Below are 23,178 nucleotides of genomic sequence, written 5' to 3'. Positions count from 1 at the left end.
CACCGCGCACGGTCTCACCCCGACGCCAGCAGCACCGTCCCGGCCAGCGCCAGGGCCGCGCCAGCCGCCTGCACCGCGCGCAGCTTCTCGCGCAGCACGCCCCGCGCCGCCAGCGCCGTGATCACCGGATACAGCGAGGACAGCACGGCCGCCAGGGTCACCGGGCCGTGCTGCGCGGCTATCGCGTACGTCCCGTTCGCGGCCACGTCCGCCAGGCCCACGAACACCAGCCCGGGCGCCGCCGCCCGTATCGTGTCCCAACCGCCTTCCGGCAGCGCCGCGCCGCCGCGCCGCACCGAGGCGTACAGCAGGGCGCCGCCCACCGCCACGTTCACCGCCCGCTGCACGAACAGCGCGAGGAAGAGCCCCGTGACCGTCGTGGACGCCTCGGCGATGAAGGCGAAGACCGCGCCGAAGCCCGCCGCCGCCCCCAGCGTCAGCACCAGCGTCCGCCGCTCCACCGGCGCCCCGCGCACCGGCCCCGACGCCAGCACCACGCCGGTCAGCGCGATGACCCCGCCCGCGTACTGCACCGGCCCGGGCCGCTCCCCGTACGCCGCGAGGCCCACGCCGAACGGCACCAGCACGGCCAGTGAGGCGAGCGGCGAGACCACGCCCATCGGCCCGCGGGCCAGCGCGCTGTAGAAGCAGATCATCGCGACCGGGCCGGCGACGCCCGCCGCGACCGCGAACCAGAGCAGGGGGCCGGCCTCGCTCCAGGCGCCGGTGGCCACCACGACGGCGCCCAGCACCACCGTCGCCGCGATCTGCGAGAGCACGACCACGGTCAGCGCGGGCGTGCGCCGGCTCAGCACCCCGCCGCCGAAGTCGGCCAGCCCGTAGAGGATGCTGGTGGCCAGGGCGAAGAGTGCGGTCACGACGAAGCCCCCCGGGTACACTGTGATGAACGATGCGGTTCTCCGCAGTGTAGTTCAGTGCACTGGACGAACGCATCTAAAATATTGGACGGAGTTGGACGGAGCCTTGGCGGATTTCGACCTCCTCACGCACGCGCTCGCCCGCAACCTCAAGCACTGGCGCAACGAGCGCGGCTTCACCCTGGACTCGCTCGCCGGCCGCTCCGGCGTCAGCCGCGGGATGATCATCCAGATAGAGCAGGCGCGTACGAACCCCAGCGTCGGCACGACGGTCAAGCTCGCCGACGCCCTCGGCATCAGCATCACGACGCTGCTGGACTACGAGCACGGCCCCGAGGTGCAGCTCGTGCCGCCGCACCGGGCCGTGCGGATGTGGACGACGAAGCGGGGCAGCGCCAGCCGGCTGCTCGTCGGCACGCAGAACCCCGGCCCGTTCGAGATGTGGTCCTGGCGGCTGATGCCCGGCGACGGCAGCAGCTCCGACCCCCACCCCTCGGGCACCACCGAACTGCTGCACGTCACCGCCGGCGAGCTGACGCTCCTCGTCGCCGGCACGGCGCACGCGGTGCCGGCGGGCACCTCGGCCAGCTTCGAGGCGAGCGCTCCGCACGCGTACCGCAACGACGGCGAGGAGCCGGTGGAGCTGGTGATGGCGGTCTCCGTACCGCCCCCGCGCTGAGGCGCGTTAAGGTCGCGGACATGCGCGCACCCATCGGCAACTTCGACGACGCCGCCCCCGCCACCGAACGGCTCGACCTGCTGGCCGACCCCGTCGCCGCCGCCCTGCGCGGCTGGCACGGCGCCGTCCCCGCAGCCGAACTGGTGCACGTCGACTCCGACCCCGAGGTCGCCGACACGGCCGTCTTCTGCGAGACGTACGGACAGGACCTGCTGGAACAGTCCGCCAACTGCGTCGTCGTCGCGGGCAAGCGCGGAGGGAACGTCACCCTCGCCGCCTGCGTCGTTCTCTCTACCACCCGCGTCGACGTCAACGGCACCGTCCGGCGCCGTCTCGACGTGCGCAAGGCGTCGTTCGCACCCACCGCGACCGCCACCGCCGAGACCGGCATGGAGTACGGCGGCATCACCCCGATCGGGCTGCCGGAGAGCTGGCCGGTCCTCGTGGACGCCCGGGTCGCGGACGCCCCGTACCTGGTCATCGGCAGCGGCCGGCGGCGCGGCAAGCTGATCGTGCCGGGCAAGGCGCTGGCCGAACTGCCCGGCGCCGCGGTCCTCGACGGCCTCGCCGGCTGACCCTCCGTGGGTCCCCGGTCAGTCGAGCCGGGGGATCTCGATGGCCGGGCAGCGGTTCATCACCATGTCGAGACCGGCAGCGCGCACCCGCTCGTACGCGGCCTCGTCGATCACGTCGAGCTGGAACCACACCGCCTTCGCGCCGACCGCGACCGCCTCGTCGGCCACCCCGCCGGCGAGGTCGCTGTTGACGAAGACGTCGACCACGTCGACGGGGAACGGGATTTCCGCGAGCGACGCGTACCCCTGTTCGCCGTGCACCGCCTGCGCCTTGGGGTGCACCGGCACGATGCGCTTGCCGTAGCGCTGGAGCACCCGCGCCACACCGTAGGCCGCGCGTGAGCTGTTCTCGGACAGGCCGACCACCGCCCAGGTGTCGCCCGTCGCGGTCAGAATCCTGCGGACCGTCTCCTGATCTCCGTACATGGCCCCTTCAACGCCGCCGGTCCGGCCCCGATTCCCCCGGGCGGCCCGGCGCGGGCGGCGGCCGGGGACACGGCGGGAGCGGGGCTAGGGTGGCGGCATGCGCGAGGGGTACCTGACCGTCGCCCGGGAGGGCGTGCACGAGAGCGAGGTGAACCGCTCCCGGTTCGTCTGCACCCTCGCCCCCGCGGCCACCGAGGCCGAGGCGCAGGCCGTCCTCGCCCGGGTACGCGCCGCCTACCCCGACGCCACGCACCACTGCTTCGCGTACGTCGTCGGCGCCGACGCCGGCGTGCAGAAGTCCGGCGACGACGGCGAGCCCGGCGGCACCGCGGGACTTCCCATGCTGCAACTCCTGCTCCGCCGCGAGCTGCGCTACGTCGTCGCCGTCGTCGCCCGCTACTTCGGCGGCACCAAACTCGGCGCCGGCGGGCTCATCCGCGCCTACGGCGGCGCGGTCGGCGCCGCGGTGGACGCGGTCGGCACCGTGACGCGGCTGCGGATGCGGCTGGTCACCGTCACCGTCGACCACGGGCGGGCCGGCAAGGTGCTCGGCCACCTGCACTCCGCCGGGCGCGACGTGCGCGGCGTGGCGTACGGCGAACGCGTCGAGATCGAGGTCGCCGTACCCGCCGGCGAGCTGGACGCCTTCGGCTCCTGGCTGGCCGACGCCACCGCCGGCGGCGCCGAACTCCGGTGCGGCGACGAGGTGTACGGCGCCGGGTGAGTCGGCGGTGACGGCACGGGATGTCGTACCCCGCCGATACAGTCGGGCGTCATGCGCTTCCTGCACACCTCGGACTGGCACCTGGGCCGCTCCTTCCACCGGGTGAGCCTGCTCGACGCCCAAGCCGCGTTCCTCGACCACCTCGTCGCCGTGGTGGCCGAGCGCGGGGTCGAGGCCGTGCTCGTCGCCGGGGACGTCTACGACCGCGCGGTGCCGCCGCTGGCCGCCGTGGAGCTGTTCGACCGGGCGCTGCACCGGCTCGGGGCGCTCGGCGTCCCCGTCGTCATGATCTCCGGGAACCACGACTCGGCGCGCCGGCTCGGCGTCGGCGCCGGGCTGCTGGACCGCGCGGGCGTCCATCTGCGCACCGACCCGGCGGGCGTCGGCGAGCCCGTACTGCTGCGGGACACCGCGGGCGACGTGGCGTGCTATGGGCTGCCGTATCTCGAACCGGCGCTGGTGCGCGAGGAGTTCGCCACCCCCCGCGGCGGCCACACCGCGGTGCTCTCGGCCGCCATGGACCGGGTACGGGCCGACCTCGCCGCCCGCCCGGCCGGCACCCGCTCCGTCGTCCTGGCACACGCCTTCGTCACCGGCGGCGAAGCCTCCGACAGCGAGCGGGACATCACCGTCGGCGGCGTCGCCTCCGTGCCCGCCGGGGTCTTCGCCGGCGTCGACTACGTGGCGCTGGGCCACCTGCACGGCTGCCAGACCCTCGCCGAGCGCGTGCGCTACTCTGGCTCCCCGCTCGCGTACTCCTTCTCCGAAGCCTCCCACCGCAAGTCCACGTGGCTCGTGGACCTCGACGCGGCCGGCGGCATCACCGCCGAGCGCGTCGCCGCGCCCGTGCCGCGGGCGCTGGCGCGGCTGCGCGGCCGGCTGGCTGACCTGCTCGCCGACCCGGCCCTGACACCCCACGAGGCCGCCTGGGTCGAGGCCACGCTCACCGACGCCGCCCGCCCGCACGAGCCGATGGCCCGCCTCGCCGAGCGCTTCCCGCACGTCGTCAGCCTCGCCTTCGCCCCCGACCCAGCGGACGGCACGGGGGACGCCGCCGCGTCGTACGCGGCCCGGCTCAGGGGCCGTGACGACCGCGAGATCGCCGAGGACTTCGTGGCCCACGTCAGACCCGGCACAGCGGCCACGGCGGACGAACGGGCCGTGCTGCACGCCGCGTTCGACGCCGTACGGGCCGCCGACGCGCGCGAGGAGAAGGCCCGGTGAGGCTCCACCGGCTCACCGTCGCCGCCTTCGGCCCCTTCGCAGGCGCGCAGGAAGTCGACTTCGACGCCCTGTCCGGCGCCGGCATCTTCCTGCTCCAGGGCGCCACCGGCGCCGGCAAGACCTCCGTCCTCGACGCCGTCTGCTACGCGCTGTACGGCGGCGTGCCCGGCGTCCGCCAGGGCGGCACGCTGCGCAGCCACCACGCCGAGCCGCACACCCCGACCGAGGTCGCGCTCGACTTCACCATCGCCGGCCGCCGGCTGGAGCTGACCCGCAGGCCCGCCCAGCCGCGCCCCAAGCGCAACGGCACCGGCGTCACCACCGAGCGCGCCACCAGCCTGCTGCGCGAACGCGACCCGGCGGCCGGCCAGTGGCGCGGCCTCAGCCGCTCGCACCAGGAGATCGGCGAGGAGATCGGCCGGCTCCTGGGCATGACCCGCGAGCAGTTCTGCCAGGTCGTGCTCCTCCCGCAGGGCGACTTCGCGCGCTTCCTGCGCGCCGACGCCGAAGCCCGCGCCAAGCTGCTGGGCCGCCTCTTCGACACCGGCCGCTTCGCCGCCGTCGAGGAACACCTCGCCGACCTGCGCCGCCGCTCCCAGGAGGCCGTCCGCGACGGCGACGAGCGGCTGCTGCACCTCGCCCAGCGCATCCGGCAGGCCGGCGGCCCGGCCGCCGCCGACCCCGACGGCTGGTCGCCCGACGGCGCCAAGCCGGGCGAGGCCGACCTCGCCGACGGCGTGCTCGCCTACGCCGCCGTCGCGCGGGCCACCGCCCGCGAGCTGGCGGACGCCGCGGACCTGCGGCTGCACGCCGCGGAGTCCGCCCACGCGGCGGCGGACGGCCACCTTCAGGACGTACGCGAACTCGCCCGGTTGCAGCGGCTGCACGGCGAGGCGCGGCAGCGGCAGCAGGCACTGGCGGAACGGCGCGAGGAGCGCGCGACGCTCGACGGGAAGCTGCGCCGCGCCCGTGAGGCCGCCGCCGTGGCGCCCGCGCTGGAGCTGCGCGACCAGACCGCCGCCGCGGCCCGCCGCGCCGCCGCGGCCGAGGAGGCGGCCCGCGCCGCCCTGCCGGGCACCGTCGCCGGCGGCGGCCCCGAGCAACTCGACGCCCACGAGGCCCGCACCCGGCAGGAGCTGGGCGCCCTCGACGCCGCCCGCCGCGCCGAGGCCCGCAGCGCCGGGATCGGCCGCGAACTCGCCGCGCTGGAGGAGGAGTCCCGCGCCGACGAGGACGTGCTGCGCGAGGCCGCGGGCTGGCTCGACGGCTGGGACGCCCTGCGCGGCGGCCTCCAGCGCCGTGTCGACGAGGCCCAGGGCGCGGCCACGCGCGCGGAGCAGCTCGCCGCCGAGCACGAGAGCGTGCGCCGCCGCCTCGACGCCGCCGAGCGCCGCGACGAGCTGGACGGCCATACGGACGACGCCCGGCGCACGCACCTCGACGCCGGCGAGAGCGCCGCCGAAGCGCGGGAGACCTGGCTGCGGCTGAGGGAACGGCGCCTCGACGGCATGGCGGCCGAGCTGGCCGCCCGGCTGGCGGACGGCGAGCCCTGCCCCGTCTGCGGCTCCGCCGCGCACCCGGCCCCCGCCACCGCCGACGGCGAACTCGTCGGCGAGCGCGAGGAGAACGAGGCCCTGGCGGCGCACCGCGCCGCCGAGCGCGTACGCGAAGAGGCCGCCCTGCGGCTGGACTCGCTGCGCCAGGCCCGCGACGCCGCCGCCGAGGCGGCGGGCGGGGAGAGCCGGGACGCGCTGGCCGCCGCCGTCGCGCAGGTGGCCGGGGAGCTGGGCCGGGCCCGGGAGCTGGCCGCCGGCGCCCTCGCCGTACGCGAGCGTCTGGACCAGGCGCACGAGGAGCACGCCCGCCGGGTACGCGGCCGGCAGCAGGCCGAGAGCCGAGCCGCCGCCCGCGCCTCCCGCGCCGACGCGCTCACCGCGGAACGGGCCGCCCGCGAGGCCGAGGTACGCGCCGCCCGCGGCGGCGCCGCGGGCGTCGAGGAGCGTGCGGCCCAACTGACGTCGCTGGCCGACCGGCTGGCCACCGCCGCCCGCGCCGCCCGCGAGGCGTCGGCCGCCGCCGAACGCAGCAAGGACGCCGACTCCCGCGTGGCCGACGCCGCCTACCGCGCCCGCTTCGAGACCCCCGAGGAGGCCGCCGCGGCGCTGCTGGACCCGGCCGCGCTGCGCGATCTGGAGACGCGGCTGGAGGCGTGGCAGGCCGAGGAGGCGGCCGTCGCCGAGGCCCTGGCCGAGCCGCGCGCCGCCGCCGCTGCCGCCCGGCCGGCCGCGGCCGTCGCCGAAGCCGAGGAGGCGTTCGCCGCCGCCGGCCGCCGGCTGCGTACCGCCGCCACCGCTCGCGACAACGCGCGCGAACGCTGCGACGCCCTCGGCGGGCTCTCCGCCGACGCCGCCGACCGGGTGCGCCGGCTGGCTCCGCTGCGTACGCAGCACCACCGGGTCTCCCGGCTCGCCTCCCTCGCGGCCGGCACGTCCGCGGAGAACGAGCGGAAGATGCGGCTGGAGTCGTACGTGCTGGCCGCCCGGCTCGAACAGGTCGCCGCCGCCGCGACGGCCCGGCTGGCGCGGATGTCGTCCGGCCGGTTCACGCTGGTGCACTCCGACGAGCGCGCGAACGGCCGGGGGCGCCACGGCCTCGGGCTGCACGTCGTGGACGCCTGGACCGGCACCGAGCGGGACACCGCCACCCTCTCCGGCGGCGAGTCGTTCTTCGCCTCCCTCGCCCTGGCCCTCGGCCTGTCCGACGTGGTCGCCGAGGAGGCCGGGGGCGTGCGGCTCGACACGCTCTTCATCGACGAGGGCTTCGGCAGCCTGGACGAACAGACCCTGGACGAGGTGCTGGACGTCCTCGACGCGCTGCGCGAGCGGGACCGCACGGTGGGCATCGTCAGCCACGTGCCGGAGCTGCGCCGGCGGATCCCGGCGCAGTTGGAGGTCGTCAAGGGCCGCTCGGGCTCGTACGTACGGCACCGCACGGCCGCCGACCGCTGACCGCTGACCGGCATCCGACCGCTGACCGGCCGCCGGGCGTGCTCCGGGCCCCGGACGCGCGTACGGCCGCGACCCCGGGGGGCCGCGGCCGTACGCCGGACTCACGCCGCACGCGACGCGGGTCTCACCTCACAGCGCCGACAGCTCGGCCTCCAGGTCGTCCAGCCCGAGCGAGCCCTGCGACAGCGCGGCCATGTGCCACGCCTTGGCGTCGAACGACGCGCCGTGCGCCTTGCGCGCCGCGTCCCGGCCGCGCAGCCAGGCCCGTTCGCCGATCTTGTAGCCGATCGCCTGCCCCGGCATCGACAGATAGCGCGTCAGCTCGCTCTCCACGAAGTCCGCGGGCCGGCCGCTGTGCATCCCGAAGAACTCCTGTGCCAGCGCCGGTGTCCACCGCTCGCCCGGGTGGAAGGGGGAGTGGTCCGGGATCGGCAGCTCCAGGTGCATGCCGATGTCGACGATCACGCGCGCGGCGCGCATCATCTGCGCGTCCAGGTAGCCGAGCCGCCGTTCCGCGTCGGTGAGGAAGCCCAGCTCGTCCATCAGCCGCTCCGCGTACAGGGCCCAGCCCTCGCAGTTGGCGCTGACCCAGCCGATCGTCGACTGGTAGCGGGAGAGCTGGTCCTTGACGTACACCCACTGCGCGAGCTGGAGATGGTGGCCGGGCACGCCCTCGTGGTACCAGGTGGAGACCAGGTCGTAGACCGGGAAGCGGGTCTCGCCCATCGTCGGCAGCCAGGTGCGGCCGGGGCGGGAGAAGTCCTCGGCCGGCGGGGTGTAGTACGGCGCGGCGGCGCCGCCGGGCGGGGCGATCCGGGACTCCACCCGGCGCACCGGCTCGGCCAGTTCGAAGTGCGTGCCGTCGAGCGCCGTGATGGCCTCGTCCATGATCCCCTGGAGCCAGTCGCGGACGGCGTCCTCGCCCTCGATGTGGGCGCCGTGCTCGTCCAGGTGCTTCAGCGCCTCCCAGGGGGTGGCGGCGCCGGGCAGGATCTTCGCGGCCTCGGTCTTCATCTCGCTGAGCAGCCGGTGGTATTCCGACCAGCCGTACGCGTACGACTCGTCCAGGTCGAGGTCCGCGCCGTTGAAGAACCGCGACCAGCGGGCGTAGCGCTCGCGGCCGACGACGTCGGCGGTGCCCGCCGCGGCCGGCGCGTACACGTCGCGCATCCAGTCACGCAGCGCGCCCACGGCGGCGGTGGCCTCGCCCGCCGCCGCGTCCAGCTCCCCGCGCAGCGCCTCGGGGCCGGTGGCGGCCAGGTCGCCGAACCAGCCGCGGCCGTCGCCCGCCCACTCGGTGAGCTGGCCGACGAACGTGCCGGTGGGCCGCGGCCCGCCGAGGAGCCCCTTGCCCACGCCCTCGGCCAGCGACTGCCGGTAGCCCTCGACGGCCGCCGGGACGGCGCGCAGCCGGGCCGCGATGTCCGACCAGTCGTCCTCGCCCGCGGTCGGCATCAGCGTGAAGCACTCGCGCATCAGGTGAACCGGCGAGTGGATGTTGCTGACGGCCCGCAGGCCCTCGTCGGCGTCGTGGACGGCGAGTTCGGCGGTCAGCCGCTCCCGCAGCAGCCGGCCGCAGCGCCGCTCGGCGTCGCTGTCCGCGCCGGGCTGCCGCTCGGCCTCGTCGAGGGCCGCAAGGGTGGCGCGGCCCAGCTCGGCGACGGCCTGTTGGCCGTCGGGGGAGAAGTCGGGGAGAGTACGGGAACTCTCCGGCACGCCGAGCATGGTGCCGCTGATGGGGTCGAGGTCGATCAGGTCGTCGACGTAGGCGTCCGCCACCTGCCGGGGCAGTCGCTGGTTCGTGGAGTCGGGCATGCGGGCCATCCTCGTACACGGGGGTGGGCGCCGTCATCACCGAAACGGCGTCATGCCTCCGGAGGCAGCAGCGGGCCGCACTCCCAGTGCTGGAAGACCAGCCGCGTCTCCACCCGCGCGACCTCCCTGCGGGAGGTGAACTCGTCCAGGACCAGGCGCTGGAGGTCGGCCGCGTCGCGTACGGCGACGTGCAGGAGGTAGTCGTCCGGCCCGGTGAGGTGGAACAGCGCGCGGGACTCGGGCAGCGAGCGGACCCGCTCGACGAACGGGCCGATCAGGTCGCGGCGGTGCGGGCGCACCTGCACCGACAGCAGCGCCTCCAGACCCCGGCCGAGCCGCGCGGGGTCGATCGCCAGCCGGTGGCCAGTGATCACGCCGGCACGGCGCAGCCGGGCCACGCGGTCCAGGCAGGTGGAGGGCGCGACGCCCACGGCGGCGGCCAGCTCGCGGTTGGTGGTCCGGGCGTCGTTCTGGAGCACCCGCAGAATCTCCAGGTCCACCGGATCGAGAGCAGGCGAATCGGGCATCGGCCGAACGTAGCACGGAGATCGGCGCCATCCGCCCGTACGGCATTCAGCATCGGGGCATGGAGACCCCGACGCGTTCGCTCGCCACCGAGGCCGTGCACGCCGGGCGCGAAGACCTCGCGGCCCTCGGCCTGCACGCCGCCCCGCTCGACCTGTCCACGACCTACCCCTCCCCGGACAGCAGGGGTGAGGCCGCCCGTATCGACGAGTTCGCCGCCACCGGCGGCGCGCTCGAAGGACCGCAGGTCTACGGCCGGCTCGGCAACCCCACCGTCGCCCGCTTCGAACAGGCCCTCGCCCGGCTGGAGGGGACCGAGTCCGCCGTCGCCTTCGCCAGCGGGATGGCCGCGCTCAGCGCCTGCCTGCTGGTACGCGCCGGCCTCGGCCTGCGCCACGTCGTCGCCGTCCGGCCGCTCTACGGGTGCAGCGACCACCTGCTCGACAGCGGCCTGCTCGGCACCGAGGTGACCTGGACCGACCCGGCGGGCGTCGCCGACGCCATGCGGCCGGACACCGGCCTGGTGCTCGTCGAGACCCCCGCGAACCCCACGCTGGCCGAGACGGACCTCAGGGCCGTCGCGTACTCCTGCGGCTCGGTCCCGCTGCTGGTCGACAACACCTTCGCCACGCCCGTCCTCCAGCGCCCCGCCGAGCACGGCGCCCGGCTCGTGCTGCACAGCGCCACCAAGTACCTCGGCGGCCACGGCGACGTGATGGGCGGCGTCGTCGCCTGCGACGAGGAACTGGCCGGCGCGCTGCGCCGGATCCGCTTCGCCACCGGCGGTGTGCTCCACCCGCTCGCCGGCTATCTGCTGCTGCGGGGACTGGCGACCCTTCCGGTACGGATACGGGCCCAGTCCCAGGCCGCCGCAGAACTGGCCCGCCGGCTCGCCGGCCACCCGGCGGTGACCCGGGTGCGCTACCCGCGGCTCGGCGGCGCGATGGTCGCCTTCGAGGTGAGCGGCGACCCGCACGCGGTCATCGCCGCCGTGCGGCTGATCACCCCTGCGGTGAGCCTCGGCAGCGTCGACACCCTCATCCAGCACCCGGGTTCGATCAGCCACCGGATCGTCGACCCGGCCGACCGCCGCTCGGGCGGGATCGGCGAGCGGCTGCTGCGGATGTCGGTCGGGCTGGAGGACGTCGACGACCTGTGGGCGGACCTGAGCGCGGCGCTGGACGCGGGCGCGGACTCCGCTGCGGAGTCCGCCGCGGGCGGCGGCGCCGTCAGTGGCAGCCGGCGCGGCCCGCGGCGGGGATGAGCAACTCGTCCAGGTGGGCGGTGACCACCAGCGTGGCGCCCTCCACCTGGTATTCCAGCGGCACGCCCGCCCCGCGCAGGGTGGCGCCCATGGCGGCGTCCAGGGACCGCGTCACGACGTACACGCTGCCGTAGCCCATGCCCGCCGCCATCGCCAGCAGCCGCCGCAGCAGATCCGTGCCGAGGCCCCGGCGCTGCCAGGCGTCCTCCACCAGCAGCGCCACCTCGGCCTCGGCGTCGTCCCACAGCAGGTGCCCGAGGGCGACCAGCCGGCCGCCGGCCGTCTGCACCGCCAGCGTGCGGCCGAAGTGCGGGCTGAGCAGGTGGCGCAGATAGCCGTCGGCCTCGCCGGGCGGGCCCTGGTAGCGCATGGCCAGCGTGCTCCGCGAGCAGCGCCGGTGCATCGCCAGTGCGGCGTCGTAGTCCTCCGGGCCCGCCTCGCGGAACGCGAGAGGGCTGGCGTTGCGCGGCCCCGTCGCGTCGCGGCGGCGCGGCGGGCGCGCCCCCGGGCAGCAGGCCGGCAGGGGGTGGGGCCGGGCGCCCGCCCGGGCCACGGCGGCGATCGTGTACGGACCGGGCGCCGCGGGCGCGCGCCGCGGGCCCTCCTCCGTCGGTGCGGTGTGATCGGCCATGAACTCCAGCTTTCCGGACGGGTATTGCGTGATCAAGAACGAGCTGTGACCGGATGGTAAAGGGTGAATCGGACCTATGGGGTCAGTTTTCAGCCGACGGTCGCCAGCCGGCGCAACACCCGGCCGCAGCGCCGTGCGTACACGCGCTGGAAGACGCCTACAAGCGGTCCCATGGTTGCCACCCATCGGACGGCCGGGCGGCTGTACGCCCGGACGGTCAGCCAGACGGCGTCGTCGTCCGCCCACTGGACGACGAACGCCTCCTCACCCGCCTCCGGGTGCCCCGCCAGCGTTCCGTACCCGAAGCCGCCGCGCCGCTCGCCCCGCTCCGCCCACACGACGCGGCACGGCGCCAGGACGCGCAGCGGGCGCCGGCCGAGGCCGACGACGACCCGCACGCCGGGCTCGGCGCGCGGCCCCTCCGCGTCGACCGTGACCCCGACGGCCCGGTGCATCCGGAACGTCAGCACCGCCTCGGTCGCCTTCCGGTACGCCTCCGGCCCCGAGCCGACGCGGGTGCGTACCGCGAAGGTGTCGAAGCCCGCCGGCCCGCGGCCCTCGCGGGTGGCGCCGACCGGGGCGTACGTGAAGTCGTCCACGCCCCGCAGCGTACGCGTCGCCCGGCGACGCGCCGCCGCGGGACACCCGCGGACGATCGGGCTACTGCCCGACGCGCCCCGGCTGGAGCACCTTCGTGAACAGCACCGCGCCGCCCTCCTCGCGCAGCCGCACGGTCAACTCGCGGCTGCCGCCGTCGATGTGCACCTCGCCATAGAACTGGAAGCCCTGGCTCGGCGCCACGTTGCCCGTCTCCGGCGCCTTGAGGAACACCCGCTCCGGCCCGAACGTGCCGTCCAGCGCGGTGCCCGGGAACGCGCCCGCGTGCAGCGGCCCCGTGACGAACTCCCAGAACGGCGCGAAGTCCGTGAACCCCGCCCGCGCCGGGTCGTAGTGCTGCGCCGAGGTGTGGTGCACGTCCGCGGTCAGCCACACCGTGCCGGTGATCCGCCGGTGCTTGATGTACCGCAGCAGCTCGGCGATCTGGAGCTCCCGGCCCAGCGGCGCCCCCGGGTCGCCCTGCGCCACCGCCTCGATCGCCGTCGTGCCGTCCGGTACGACCAGGCCCAGCGGCATGTCGGAGGCGATGACCTTCCACTCCGCGCGCGAGCGCTTCAGCTCCCGCTTGAGCCAGTCCAGTTGCTCGCGTCCGAGGATGCCGTGGACGTCGTCCGGGGCGAGCCCGTCGGAGTTGGCGTTGCGGTACGTGCGCATGTCCAGCACGAAGACGTCGAGGAGCGGCCCGTACGAGACCCTGCGGTAGATCCGGCCGGCGCCGTCGGAGCCGAGCGCCGGCACCGGGAAGTACTCGGCGAACGCGCGCCGGGCGCGGGCGGCGAGCACGTCGGCGCGGCGCTCGGTGTAGCGCGCGTCGGTGAGGACCTCGCCCGGATACCAGTTGTTGACCACCTCGTGGTCGTCCCACTGCACCACGATCGGCACCTGCGCGTTGAAGCGGCGCACGTTCGCGTCGAGCAGGTTGTAGCGGAAGTTGCCGCGGTACTCGGCGAGCGTCTCGGCGACCTTCGACTTCTCCTCGGTGACCAGATTGCGCCACACCGTGCCGTCGGGCAGCGGCACCTCGGCGCTCAGCGGACCGTCGGCGTATACGGTGTCGCCGCTGTGCAGGAAGAAGTCCGGATCGAGCCGCTGCATCTCGGAGTACACGCGGTAGCCGCCGCGGTCGGGGTTGATGCCCCAGCCCTGGCCCGCGACGTCGCCCGACCAGACGAAGCGCACGTCGCCGCGGCGCCCCGGGGCCGTACGGAACGTGCCCTCGGCCGGCTCGCCGGAGCGGCGCGGGTCGTCCACGTCCTCCAGCACCACCCGGTAGTGCACCTGCTCCCCGGACGGCAGCCCGTGCAGCCGCACGGTGCCGGTGTAGTCGGTGCGCGGGCCGAGCAGCGGGCCGCGGTGGCGCCGCACCCTGCGGAACGAGTCGGTGGCGGAGGTCTCCACGACCATCCGCGCCGGGCGGTCGGCGCGTACCCACACCGTGCCGCCCGCGGCCGTCACATCGCCCACCTGTACGCCCCACGCGGCCTCCGGCCGGCCCGCGAGCGCCTGCGCGGGGGCGCTGCCGGACAGCGTGGGCACCGCCAGCGCGGCGGAGGCGGCGAGGCCGCCGCGCAGCACCGACCGGCGGGCGGGGCCGCCGGTCGCTCTGTCTCCCGTGTTCACCTGGTCTCCCGTCGACGTGCGGATCGTCGTGCGCCGTCAGACCTACCGGCGTGTGTTGCCCATGACACGAACGACAAGTGAACAACTGCCTCCGCGGCGGGGGAAGTGCGACGCACGCACCGCCGGGCCGGCCCGGCAAGCCGTGCGCGCCCGATTGGACAGGCGGGTGGTCCGTCAGGTGGTATGAAGAGGTGGCAGAGGGCACCGACCTCGACGTCTTCGAGGAGCACCGATCCGTCCTGATGGGCGTGGCCTACCGCATGCTCGGCGGGTTCGCCGACGCCGAGGACGTGGTGCAGGACACCTGGCTGCGCTGGTCGGCCGCGGACCGCGAGCAGGTCCGCGACACGCGCGGCTACCTCGTGCGCATCGCCACCCGCCTCGCCCTGGACCGGCTGCGCCAGACGCAGGCCCGGCGGGAGGCGTACGTCGGCTCCTGGCTCCCCGAGCCGCTGGCCACCGACGTCCTCGGCGACTCGCTGCCGGACGGCTCGGAGCGCGCGCTGCTCGCCGAGTCGGTGACGCTGGCGATGCTGGTGGTGATGGAGTCGCTGTCGCCGCTGGAGCGGGCCGTCTTCGTGCTCCGGGAGGCGTTCGGCTTCCCGTACGCGGACATCGGCGCGATGCTCGACCGCTCCGAGGAGGCCGTACGCCAGCTCGCCGGCCGCGCCCGGCGGCACGTCACGGAGCGCAAGCCGCGCTACGACGTGGACATCACCGCCCAGCGCAACATCACCGAGCGGTTTCTCGAAGCCGCCGCCGGCGGCGACCTGGAGGGGCTGATGGCGCTGCTGGCCCCGGACGTGGACGTCGTCTCGGACTCCGGCGGCAAGGCGAAGGCGGCCCGGCGCGTCATCAAGGGCGACGACAAGACGGCCCGGTTCTTCATCGGCGGGGCGCGCGACCTCGACACGGTGGTGGAGCCCAGCATCGTGTTCCGCGAGGTCAACGGCGAGCCCGGGCTGCTGCTCCTGTCCAAGGGCGAGCCGGACACGGCCATGGTGCTCCAGCTCCGCCAGGGCCGGATCGCCCGCATCTACGTCATGCGCAACCCGGACAAACTCCGCGGCGTACGCCCGTAGCGGCCCCTAGAGCCCGCCGGAGACCCGCAGCACCGCGCCGGTCGTGTACGACGCCTCCTCGGACAGCAGCCACGCCACCGCGCCCGCGATCTCCTCGGGCTCCCCGGGCCGGCGCATCGGCACCCGCTCCGGGTTGCGCCAGGGCCGCTCCGGGTCGCCCATCGCCGCGTGCATGTCGGTGACCGTCATCCCGGGCTGCACGGAGTTCACCCGTACGCCCTCGGGCCCCAGCTCCTTGGCCAGACCGGTGGTCATGGCGTCCACGGCCGCTTTGCTCGCCGCGTAGTGCACGTACTCGCCGGGGCTGCCGAGGGTGGCGGCGCCGGAGGAGATGGTGACGATCGCACCGCCGCCGCCCCCGTGCCGCGTGGACATCTCCCGCACCGCGCGCCGGGTGCAGATGAACGTGCCCATCACGTTCACGTCCAGCACCCGGCGCATCACGTCGAGGGACGTCTCGTCGAACCGGCCCAGCGGCCCGGTGATCCCGGCGTTGTTCACCAGCCCGGTGACCGGGCCGAGGCGTTCGCGGGCGGTGTCGAACAGTGCGTCGACCTGCCCGGCGTCGCTCACGTCGGCCCGTACGGCCACGCACGCCACCCCCTCGGCCCGCGCCTCGGCCGCCACCCCCTCCGCGGCGGCCTCCGCCCGCTCGTACACGAGCGCGACGGCGTGACCGGCACGGGCCAGTCTCCGCACGATCGCCGCGCCGATGCCGCGACTGCCCCCCGTGACCACTGTGACCTGGTCCATCGCTGCCTTTCCGCCGTCCGTCCGACCGACGAACGGACCGTACCCCAGGGGCATTGGTCTTGACCAAGTCCGGGTGGCGTCCTACTGTCGGCGAGAGATACTGCAACAACCTTTCATAAACAACCGCGCATAAAGGCGGCCAGGCCGACGGGGATTGCGAGGATCAGGTGGGGACCACGCAGCCGGACACCGTGACCGAGCTGAAGTACTGGCATCTCAAGGGCGTCATCAGCGAGGCGCTGGAGTCGGAGTTCTCGGTGGGGGAGATCCTGCCCAACGAGCGCGAGCTGGCGGCCCGCTTCGGCGTCGCCCGCGCGACCCTGCGGCAGGCGCTCGACCAGTTGGAGCTGGAGGGCCGGCTCCAGCGCAGGCGCGGCGTCGGGACGACGGTGGCGCCGCCGCGCGTCGGCGTCCCGGTGGGCTCCCCGCGGCAGATGTGGCCCGGCGAGGCCGACGACGGCTGGGAGGCCGTCGACGCCGCCGCGGTCGCGGCGCCCGCGGCCGTCGCGCGCATGCTCGGCACCGATGCGACGGACCCCGTGCACCGGGTGCACCGCTCCCGCAGCCGCAACGGGCAGCCGGTCGCGGCCGAGCTGATCTACGTCCCGGGGGTCTCCGCGCCCGGCTTCAGCCGCGGCGACGCCTCCGTCGGCGCCGCCCGCGCCCGCGCCGTGCTGCACGAGCTGCACCGGCTGCCGCTGGAGGGCCAGGACCGCACCGTCGAGCTGGGCTCGGCGCGCGCGGAGGACGCCCGCGAGCTGGACCGGCTGCCGGGCGCTCCGGTGCTGGTGGTCACCACGCGCTACGTCTCCGGGGGGCGCACCGCCGCCGTCGCGGTCTCGACGTACCGCGCGGACACCTGCCGGCTCACCCTCGACGCGGACGCGGCGGTGCTGGCGAGCTGAGCCGCCGCCCCCGTCGTACGAACCGGGCGCAGAACCCCGCGCCGGGAAGAACGGCAGGGCCGCAGACGCGGCCGAGAGCGCACAGGGCCGGGCCGGGAGCGCACACCCCGCCCGGCCCGCGGCTCACCGCCGCGCCGTGACCGTGCTCTCCACGGCGAACAGCTCCTCGTCCAGGTGGTCCAGGGCCAGCCGCAGTGCGCCCGTGGCCACCGCCGCCTCGCCCAGCAGCGACACCACGACCTCCGGGGGCCGCAGGCAGTAGCGGGCCAGCTCCGCGTGCAGCGGCTCCAGCACGTCGTCCACGCCCGCCGCCCAGCCGCCGATCACCACCAGCTCCGGATCCAGGGCCAGCACCAGCGCCGCCACGTCGTGCACCAGCCGCTGCATGAACCGGTCCACGGCCCGGCGCGCCCGCTTGTCACCGCCCTGCGCCAGTGAGAAGACCTCGGCCACCGCCGGCTCGTCCAGCGGGTGCAGCGGCTCCCCGGTGACGCTCAGCAGCTTCTCCGGCGTCGCCTCCCGGCCCAGCAGGTGCAGCGCCCCGATCTCGCCCGCCGCGCCGCCGAACCCGCGGTGCAGCCGCCCGCCGATCAGCGACCCGGCGCCGGGGCTCAGCCCGGCGCGGACGAAGACCACGTCCGCCGAGTGCCGCGCGGCGCCCTTCCAGTGCTCGGCGACGGCGGCGGTGTTCGCGTCGTTCTCCACCAGCACCGGGCAGCGGAACGAACGGGCCAGCCGCTCCGCGAGGTTGATGCCCGTCCAGCCGGGCAGCGCCGTGCTCAGGCGCACCATGCCGTCCGCCTCCACGATGCCGGGGCTGCCGACGCCCACCGCGCGCAGCGTGCTGCGCGCCACGCCGGTCCGCCGCAGCACCTCCTGCACCACGGTCCGTACGGCCGCCAGCCGGTCGTCGGCCTCCGCGGTCTCGTCCACGGTGCGCGACGCCGAGCCGCGCAGCCGGCCGTCGAGGTCGGAGAGCAGGACGGAGACCCGGTGCGGACCGATCTCGATGCCCAGCAGATGGCCCGACTCGGCGTGGAAGCGGAACTTGCGGGCGGGCCGGCCCTGGCGCCGCGTCGTGCCCTCCTCGGCCGGGGCCTCCACCACAAGACCGCTGGCGGCCAGGCCCTCCAGCACGCCGTCCAGGGTGGGCCGCGACAGCCCGGTGGTGCGCACCAGCTCGGTCAGCGTCGCCGAGCCGGCGTCGCGCAGCGCGCGCAGGACGACTGCGGAGTTGATCCGCCGCAGCAGGGACGGGTCCCCGCCGGTGAGCTGCGCCAACGTCAGCCTCCCTGGCCATGCTTCCGGATAGCGGATCGTATCCGCTATCCGGCCGCACCGGGAGCGACGAACCCCGACTCGTACGCCGTGATCACCGCCTGTGTCCGGTCCCGGGCCCCCAGCTTCGCCAGCAGCGCACTGACGTGAGATTTCACGGTCTCGGTGCCGAGCACCAGCTCCGCGGCGATCTCGGCGTTCGTCAGCCCGCGGGCGATGAGCCGCAGCACCTCGCCCTCCCGGTCGGTCAGCCGCGCCGCCGCCACCGCCGTGCGCGCCGCCTCGTTGCCGTGCCCGGCGGCCAGCGACCGCAGCGCGGCCGGGAAGAGCAGCGACTCGCCCTCGGCCACCAGCCGCACCGCGTGCACGATCTCCGCCGGCCGGGCGCGCTTGAGGAGGAAGCCGTCGGCGCCGGCGCGCAGCGCCCCGTACACGTACTGATCCTCCTCGAAGGTGGTCACGACGAGGATCTTCGGCGGCGGGTCGAAGGCGCGCAGCACCGCCCGGGTGGCCTCGATGCCGTCCATCAGCGGCATCCGTACGTCCATCGCGACGACGTCCGGCGCCAGCCGCCGCACCAGCGGGATCACCGCGGCGCCGTCCGCCGCCTCGCCCACCACCTCGATGTCGGGCTGCGCCTCCAGGATCGCCCGCAGCCCGGCGCGGACCAGGGCGTCGTCGTCGACGAGGAGGACGGAGACGGGCACGCGGTCACTGTATCGGCAGCGTGACCCGCACCCTCCACTCGCCGTCGCAGGGTCCGGTGACGGCCTCGCCGCCGAGCAATGCGGCGCGCTCGCGGATGCCGCGCAGACCGCTGCCGCCCGGCCCGGCGGGGGCCGCCGTGCCGTCCGCCGCCTCCACGGGCAGCTTGTTGCGCACGAACAGCTCAAGCACGCCCGCCGAGGCCGCGATACGCACCGTGACCGGCACCGGCCCCGCATGCCGCAGCACGTTCGTCAGGCACTCCTGCACGATGCGGTAGCCCTCCCGCGACACCGGCCCCGGCACCGACTCCAGCGGGCCCTCGATCTCCGCGCTGATCACGGCGCCCGCGCCGCGCGCGGAGGCCACCAGCCGTTCCGCCTCGGCCAGCCCAGGCCGCCGGGACGGCGGTGCGGCGTCCTTGCGCAGCAGCCGCAGCACCCGCTCCAGGTCCTCCAGCGCCTCCCGGCCGGTGTCCTCGATCGCGCTCAGCGCCCGCTCGGTGAACTCCGGCGACCCCGCCGCCCGCGCGGCTCCCGCCTGCACCACGGCGACGGTCAGCGCGTGCCCGATGGTGTCGTGGAGCTCGCGGGCCAGCCGGTTGTGCTCCAGCAGCCGTTCGGTCCGCTCCTCCAGCGCGGCCAGCCGCTCGGCGGCGGACGGCCCGAGCAGCCGGGGTGCCAGCGCCGCGGCCAGCGAGCCGGAGCCCCAGCCGACCGCCAGCACGGCCGCCGCCGCGACCGGGACGAGCAGCGGGTACGCGCCGTGCCACGCGCCCGGGAGCGGCAGGACCTCCGAGTCGAACCCCTCCCACTGGGACTCGGAGGCCAGCGCGACGGTGAGGAAGATCCCTTGCATGGTGACCATGGCGGCCGCGAACCCCAGCCACAGCCGCAGCACCAGCCAGACGAAGACCCGGCCGCGGCCGGTCCACGAGGCCGCGGGCGTGTCCGCGAGCCCCGGCTCCCGCTGCCCCCCGCGGGCGTGCGGACCCGGGTACAGCAGCAGCCGGGCCTGCGCCGTCTCCAGGATCCGGGTGGCGGGGACCGTCGCGGCGACGGCGAGCAGCGGCACCGGGGCCAGGACGAGGAAGCCGTAGCCGATCACGGGCGGCAGGTCGTCCGGCCCCCAGATGAAGGCGCCCAGCATGGCCAGTGCCGAGGCGATGAACAGATGCAGCCAGCGCGTGTACGTCACCGCCCGCAGCACCGGCCGCAGCGGGCGAGCCAGGGACCGGGACAGGTACCGGGGCACGGCCCGGGGGAGTGACCGGGGGGCCGGGGGGCCTCCCCGGGAAGAGCGTGGCACGCGGTCCATCGTGCCAGCGCCGCCCGGGTGACGGCTCCCCCGTACGGGGGAGGGCGAACCCGCGCGCGGGGGAAGCCCCGGCACCGCCGTGACCGGCAGCGTTGTCCGTATGACAGCAGCAACAGCGATCGAGGTCCGCGACCTCACCAAGGTCTACGGGGACGTACGGGCGCTCGACGCCCTGACCTTCACCGTCCGGCCGGGCCGCGTCACCGGCTTCCTCGGCCCCAACGGCGCCGGCAAGTCCACCACCATGCGCCTCGTCCTCGGCCTGGACCGGGCCACCTCCGGTTCCGCCACCGTCGGCGGCCGGCCGTACGCGGAGCTGACCGAACCGCTCCGGCAGGTCGGCGCCCTGCTCGACGCGCAGGCCGCGCACGGCTCCCGCACCGGCCGCGCCCACCTGCGCGCGCTCGCCGCGAGCAACGGCCTGCCGGACGCCCGAGTCGCCGAGGTGCTGCGGCTGACCGGGATCGAGTCCGCCGCGGGCCGGCGGGTACGGACGTACTCGCTCGGTATGCGCCAGCGCCTCGGCATCGCCGCCGCGCTCCTCGGCGACCCGCCGGTGCTGCTGCTGGACGAGCCGTCCAACGGGCTCGATCCCGAGGGCATCGTGTGGATCCGCGGGCTGCTGCGCCGGCTCGCCGACGAGGGCCGCACCGTGCTCGTCTCCAGCCATCTGATGGCGGAGACCGCCGCGTTCGCCGACCACCTCGTGGTGCTCGGCCGCGGCCGGCTGCTCGCCGACTCGCCGCTGGCGGAGTTCGTCGGGGGCAGGGCCGACCTGGAGGAGGCGTACCTCCGGCTGACCGCCACGGCGGCGGAGTTCACCAGCGAAACCAAGGAGGTCTGAACGATGAACGCCACCGCCGTACTCCGCTCCGAGTGGATCAAGATCACGACGCTGCGCGGCACCGTGTGGTCGCTGGCCTGCGTGCTGCTCGTCACCGCCGGCTTCGGCATCCTCGCCAGCGCCGCCCTCGGCGGCGCCGAGACCGTCGACGGCGACTTCGACCCGCTGTTCTCCGTCCTCACGGGGGTGGGCCCCGGTCAGATCGCCGCGATCGTCTTCGGCACCCTCGCGGTGTCGTCCGAGTACCAGAGCGGGCTGATCCGCGCCACGCTGGCCGCCGTGCCGCGGCGCGGGCTGCTCTACGCCGCCAAGCTCGCCCACGTCGGCTGGCTCACGTTCGCCGTCGCGCTGCCGACGACGTTCCTGTCGTTCCTGGTCGGCGGCGCCGCGCTCGGCGACCGTGCCCTCGGCCCCGGCGACGACGGCGCGCTGCTCGGCGTCGTGGGCGGCGCCGTCTACCTGGCGCTCATGGCCCTGCTCGCCGCGGGGCTCGCCGCCGTGCTGCGCAGCGGCATCGCGGTGCTGGGCATCCTGATCCCGTTCGTCCTGGTGGTGTCGATGGTGCTCGGCGTCGGGTCGTCGGCGGGAGTCGCGGACTACCTGCCGGACCGCGCCGGGCAGCAGGTGCTCTTCGCCGACCCGCCGACGGACCTCCCGCCGCTGGCCGGGCTCGCCGTCACCGCCCTGTGGGCGGGCGCCGCGATGCTGGCCGGCTGGTGGACGCTGCGCCGCAGGGACGCGTAGCCGGCGGGCATCCGGGGGCGGTGCCGCGGGGTTTCGGGGATCCGCTACGGGGCCGGGGCGGGCGGCGTCACAGGATCGCCCCGGGCGCGTAGCCCGCCGCCTCCGGGTGCCGCTTCACGACCTCCTCGACCCGCGCCGCGACCGCCGCCACCTGCTCCTCCGCCGCGCCGGTGAACGACAGCCGGTCGGCCATCAGCGCCTCCAGCCGGTCCCGGTCCAGCGGGATGCGGTCGTCGGCGGCGAGCCGGTCGAGCAGTTCGTTGCGCTCGGCGCCGCGCTCGCGCATCGCCAGGGCCGCGGCGACCGCGTGCTCCTTGACGGCCTCGTGCGCCTCCTCCCGGCCGACCCCGGCCCGTACCGCCGCCATCAGCACCTTGGTGGTGGCCAGGAACGGCAGGTAGCGGTCAAGCTCGCGGGCGATCACCGCGGGGAAGGCGCCGAACTCGTCCAGCACCGTCAGGAACGTCTCCAGCAGCCCGTCGAGCGCGAAGAACGCGTCCGGCAGCGCCACGCGGCGTACCACCGAGCAGGACACGTCGCCCTCGTTCCAGGTGTCGCCGGCCAGTTCGGCGGTCATCGAGGCGTAGCCGCGCAGGATCACCATCAGGCCGTTGACGCGCTCGCAGGAGCGGGTGTTCATCTTGTGCGGCATCGCGGACGAGCCGACCTGGCCCGGCTTGAAGCCCTCGGTGACCAGCTCGTGCCCGGCCATCAGCCGGATCGTCTTCGCCAGCGACGACGGCGCGGCGGCGACCTGCACCAGCGCCGCCACCACGTCGTAGTCCAGCGAGCGCGGGTAGACCTGGCCGACGGAGGTGAAAGCGCGGGCGAAGCCCAGGTGGCCGGCCACCCGGCCCTCCAGCTCCGCCAGCCTCGCGGCGCCCCCCTTGCCGCCGCCGAGCAGGTCGAGCATGTCCTGCGCGGTGCCGACCGGGCCCTTGATACCGCGCAGCGGGTAGCGCGCGAGCAGGTCCTCCACGCGCCCGTACGCGGTCAGCAGCTCGTCGGCGGCGGTGGCGAACCGCTTGCCCAGGGTGGTGGCCTGCGCGGCGACGTTGTGCGAGCGCCCGGCCATCACCAGCCCGGCGTGCTCGCCGGCCAGCCGGCCCAGCCGCGCCAGCACCGCGACCGCCCGGTCGCGCACCAGCTCCAGGGACTGCCGCACCTGAAGCTGCTCCACGTTCTCGGTCAGGTCGCGGGACGTCATCCCCTTGTGGATCTGCTCGTGCCCGGCGAGCGCGTTGAACTCCTCGATACGGGCCTTCACATCGTGCCGCGTGACCTTCTCCCGCTCGGCGATCGAGGCGAGGTCGACGTCCTGAAGCACACGCTCGTAGTCGGCGACGGCGCCCTCGGGCACCTCGATCCCCAGATCCCGCTGCGCGCGCAGCACGGCGAGCCACAGTTGCCGCTCCAGGACGACCTTGTGCTCGGGGGACCAGAGGGCGGCCAGCTCGGCGGAGGCGTAGCGGGCGGCCAGGACGTTGGGGATGCGCGGCTTGTTCACGTGGGGAGATTCTACGGGCCGGGCGGCCGGCCGGTGCGGGCGCACGGGGCGTGCGC

Annotated in this window: 21 protein-coding genes and 1 pseudogene; 10 read left to right on the top strand and 12 right to left on the bottom strand. The window is 75.4% G+C overall.

Annotated elements, in window-relative coordinates; all coding sequences use genetic code 11:
• Nucleotides 1-14: 14 nt before the first annotated feature.
• Entirely contained in the window at nt 15-878 is an 864-nt protein-coding gene (locus QBL21_RS18295; protein ID WP_407563280.1) for an EamA family transporter, read from the bottom strand.
• Between the two features lie 106 nt (nt 879-984).
• On the opposite strand from QBL21_RS18295, the gene QBL21_RS18290 reads away from it, so the two are divergent.
• Both QBL21_RS18290 and QBL21_RS18285 read left to right on the top strand, forming a co-directional pair.
• Nucleotides 985-1,557 carry a helix-turn-helix domain-containing protein gene (locus tag QBL21_RS18290; protein WP_407563279.1) on the top strand — a complete coding sequence of 191 codons (573 nt, stop codon included), beginning with the start codon at nt 985-987 and terminating at the stop codon, nt 1,555-1,557.
• A gap of 20 nt (nt 1,558-1,577) precedes the next feature.
• Nucleotides 1,578-2,132, top strand: a complete 555-nt coding sequence (locus QBL21_RS18285) for a YbaK/EbsC family protein (protein ID WP_407563278.1) — start codon at nt 1,578-1,580, stop codon at nt 2,130-2,132.
• Nucleotides 2,133-2,150: 18 nt separating this feature from the next.
• On the opposite strand, the gene QBL21_RS18280 is transcribed toward QBL21_RS18285, so the two are convergent.
• Nucleotides 2,151-2,558, bottom strand: coding sequence for a CoA-binding protein (locus tag QBL21_RS18280; protein WP_407563277.1), 408 nt, complete (start codon nt 2,556-2,558; stop codon nt 2,151-2,153).
• Between the two features lie 97 nt (nt 2,559-2,655).
• Between QBL21_RS18280 and QBL21_RS18275 the strand changes: the two genes are divergently transcribed.
• From QBL21_RS18275 to QBL21_RS18265, 3 genes are read left to right on the top strand one after another with little or no spacing between them, the layout of a single operon-like run.
• Nucleotides 2,656-3,282, top strand: coding sequence for a YigZ family protein (locus QBL21_RS18275; RefSeq protein ID WP_407563276.1), 627 nt, complete (start codon nt 2,656-2,658; stop codon nt 3,280-3,282).
• 51 nt (nt 3,283-3,333) lie between these two features.
• Nucleotides 3,334-4,506: an exonuclease SbcCD subunit D gene (locus QBL21_RS18270; protein WP_407563275.1), complete on the top strand. Its 1,173-nt coding sequence runs from the start codon at nt 3,334-3,336 to the stop codon at nt 4,504-4,506.
• Nucleotides 4,503-7,514 carry an AAA family ATPase gene (locus tag QBL21_RS18265; RefSeq protein ID WP_407563274.1) on the top strand — a complete coding sequence of 1,004 codons (3,012 nt, stop codon included), beginning with the start codon at nt 4,503-4,505 and terminating at the stop codon, nt 7,512-7,514. Before QBL21_RS18270 ends, QBL21_RS18265 begins: the two co-directional genes overlap by 4 nt.
• Nucleotides 7,515-7,643: 129 nt before the next feature.
• Here QBL21_RS18265 and QBL21_RS18260 read toward each other — a convergent pair whose 3' ends face one another.
• Entirely contained in the window at nt 7,644-9,329 is a 1,686-nt protein-coding gene (locus QBL21_RS18260) for a DUF885 domain-containing protein (protein WP_407563273.1), read from the bottom strand.
• Between the two features lie 50 nt (nt 9,330-9,379).
• Nucleotides 9,380-9,856, bottom strand: a complete 477-nt coding sequence (locus QBL21_RS18255) for an Lrp/AsnC family transcriptional regulator (RefSeq protein WP_407563272.1) — start codon at nt 9,854-9,856, stop codon at nt 9,380-9,382.
• A 59-nt stretch (nt 9,857-9,915) separates the two neighbouring features.
• On the opposite strand from QBL21_RS18255, the gene QBL21_RS18250 reads away from it, so the two are divergent.
• Nucleotides 9,916-11,118 (top strand): trans-sulfuration enzyme family protein, encoded by a 1,203-nt coding sequence (locus QBL21_RS18250; protein WP_407563271.1) that lies wholly within the window; start codon nt 9,916-9,918, stop codon nt 11,116-11,118.
• Here QBL21_RS18250 and QBL21_RS18245 read toward each other — a convergent pair.
• The 3 genes from QBL21_RS18245 to QBL21_RS18235 all read right to left on the bottom strand — a co-directional run bounded on the left by QBL21_RS18245 (nt 11,084) and on the right by QBL21_RS18235 (nt 13,942).
• Nucleotides 11,084-11,749: a GNAT family N-acetyltransferase gene (locus QBL21_RS18245; RefSeq protein ID WP_407563270.1), complete on the bottom strand. Its 666-nt coding sequence runs from the start codon at nt 11,747-11,749 to the stop codon at nt 11,084-11,086. The genes QBL21_RS18250 and QBL21_RS18245 overlap by 35 nt on opposite strands.
• 89 nt (nt 11,750-11,838) lie before the next feature.
• Nucleotides 11,839-12,348, bottom strand: coding sequence for a DUF1990 family protein (locus QBL21_RS18240; protein ID WP_407563269.1), 510 nt, complete (start codon nt 12,346-12,348; stop codon nt 11,839-11,841).
• Nucleotides 12,349-12,409: 61 nt separating this feature from the next.
• Complete coding sequence (locus QBL21_RS18235; protein WP_407566464.1) at nt 12,410-13,942, bottom strand: alkaline phosphatase D family protein; 1,533 nt, start codon at nt 13,940-13,942, stop codon at nt 12,410-12,412.
• A 236-nt stretch (nt 13,943-14,178) separates the two neighbouring features.
• On the opposite strand from QBL21_RS18235, the gene sigJ reads away from it, so the two are divergent.
• On the top strand, nt 14,179-15,069 hold the full coding sequence (gene sigJ / locus QBL21_RS18230; RefSeq protein ID WP_407563268.1) for an RNA polymerase sigma factor SigJ: 891 nt from the start codon (nt 14,179-14,181) through the stop codon (nt 15,067-15,069).
• A gap of 6 nt (nt 15,070-15,075) precedes the next feature.
• Here sigJ and QBL21_RS18225 read toward each other — a convergent pair whose 3' ends face one another.
• The gene (locus QBL21_RS18225; RefSeq protein WP_407563267.1) at nt 15,076-15,822 is read right to left on the bottom strand and encodes an SDR family oxidoreductase; all 747 of its coding nucleotides are present in this window, start codon (nt 15,820-15,822) and stop codon (nt 15,076-15,078) included.
• A gap of 167 nt (nt 15,823-15,989) precedes the next feature.
• Here QBL21_RS18225 and QBL21_RS18220 point away from each other — a divergent pair, with 167 nt between their 5' ends.
• Nucleotides 15,990-16,727, top strand: a complete 738-nt coding sequence (locus QBL21_RS18220; protein ID WP_407563266.1) for a GntR family transcriptional regulator — start codon at nt 15,990-15,992, stop codon at nt 16,725-16,727.
• A gap of 123 nt (nt 16,728-16,850) precedes the next feature.
• Here the strand turns inward: QBL21_RS18220 and QBL21_RS18215 are convergent, their stop codons facing one another.
• The 3 genes from QBL21_RS18215 to QBL21_RS18205 are packed head-to-tail and all read right to left on the bottom strand — an operon-like array spanning nt 16,851 to nt 19,940.
• Nucleotides 16,851-18,008 carry an ROK family protein gene (locus tag QBL21_RS18215; RefSeq protein WP_407563265.1) on the bottom strand — a complete coding sequence of 386 codons (1,158 nt, stop codon included), beginning with the start codon at nt 18,006-18,008 and terminating at the stop codon, nt 16,851-16,853.
• A gap of 44 nt (nt 18,009-18,052) precedes the next feature.
• The gene (locus QBL21_RS18210; RefSeq protein ID WP_407563264.1) at nt 18,053-18,712 is read right to left on the bottom strand and encodes a response regulator; all 660 of its coding nucleotides are present in this window, start codon (nt 18,710-18,712) and stop codon (nt 18,053-18,055) included.
• A 4-nt stretch (nt 18,713-18,716) separates the two neighbouring features.
• Nucleotides 18,717-19,940 carry a sensor histidine kinase gene (locus QBL21_RS18205; RefSeq protein ID WP_407566463.1) on the bottom strand — a complete coding sequence of 408 codons (1,224 nt, stop codon included), beginning with the start codon at nt 19,938-19,940 and terminating at the stop codon, nt 18,717-18,719.
• 187 nt (nt 19,941-20,127) lie between these two features.
• Here QBL21_RS18205 and QBL21_RS18200 point away from each other — a divergent pair.
• A pseudogene (locus QBL21_RS18200) lies at nt 20,128-20,796 on the top strand (ABC transporter ATP-binding protein); the annotation flags it as partial.
• 78 nt (nt 20,797-20,874) lie between these two features.
• A complete protein-coding gene (locus QBL21_RS18195; protein WP_407563263.1) occupies nt 20,875-21,615 on the top strand; it encodes an ABC transporter permease in 741 nt (246 codons plus the stop codon).
• A gap of 67 nt (nt 21,616-21,682) precedes the next feature.
• Here the strand turns inward: QBL21_RS18195 and purB are convergent, their stop codons facing one another.
• Nucleotides 21,683-23,122: an adenylosuccinate lyase gene (purB, locus tag QBL21_RS18190; protein ID WP_407563262.1), complete on the bottom strand. Its 1,440-nt coding sequence runs from the start codon at nt 23,120-23,122 to the stop codon at nt 21,683-21,685.
• Between the last annotated feature and the right edge of the window lie 56 nt (nt 23,123-23,178).

Source organism: Streptomyces sp. 184 (assembly GCF_045781775.1).
Lineage (GTDB): Bacteria > Actinomycetota > Actinomycetes > Streptomycetales > Streptomycetaceae > Streptomyces.
This window is presented reverse-complemented; position numbering and strand designations above follow the sequence as displayed.

Bases quoted from the DNA above. Each gene is read 5' to 3' on its own strand.
- QBL21_RS18285 (WP_407563278.1), top strand. From the start codon at position 1,578: ATGCGCGCACCCATCGGCAACTTCGACGACGCCGCCCCCGCCACCGAA.
- QBL21_RS18280 (WP_407563277.1), bottom strand. From the start codon at position 2,558: ATGTACGGAGATCAGGAGACGGTCCGCAGGATTCTGACCGCGACGGGC.
- QBL21_RS18275 (WP_407563276.1), top strand. From the start codon at position 2,656: ATGCGCGAGGGGTACCTGACCGTCGCCCGGGAGGGCGTGCACGAGAGC.
- QBL21_RS18270 (WP_407563275.1), top strand. From the start codon at position 3,334: ATGCGCTTCCTGCACACCTCGGACTGGCACCTGGGCCGCTCCTTCCAC.
- QBL21_RS18260 (WP_407563273.1), bottom strand. From the start codon at position 9,329: ATGCCCGACTCCACGAACCAGCGACTGCCCCGGCAGGTGGCGGACGCC.
- QBL21_RS18255 (WP_407563272.1), bottom strand. From the start codon at position 9,856: ATGCCCGATTCGCCTGCTCTCGATCCGGTGGACCTGGAGATTCTGCGG.
- QBL21_RS18250 (WP_407563271.1), top strand. From the start codon at position 9,916: ATGGAGACCCCGACGCGTTCGCTCGCCACCGAGGCCGTGCACGCCGGG.
- QBL21_RS18245 (WP_407563270.1), bottom strand. From the start codon at position 11,749: ATGGCCGATCACACCGCACCGACGGAGGAGGGCCCGCGGCGCGCGCCC.
- QBL21_RS18225 (WP_407563267.1), bottom strand. From the start codon at position 15,822: ATGGACCAGGTCACAGTGGTCACGGGGGGCAGTCGCGGCATCGGCGCG.
- QBL21_RS18195 (WP_407563263.1), top strand. From the start codon at position 20,875: ATGAACGCCACCGCCGTACTCCGCTCCGAGTGGATCAAGATCACGACG.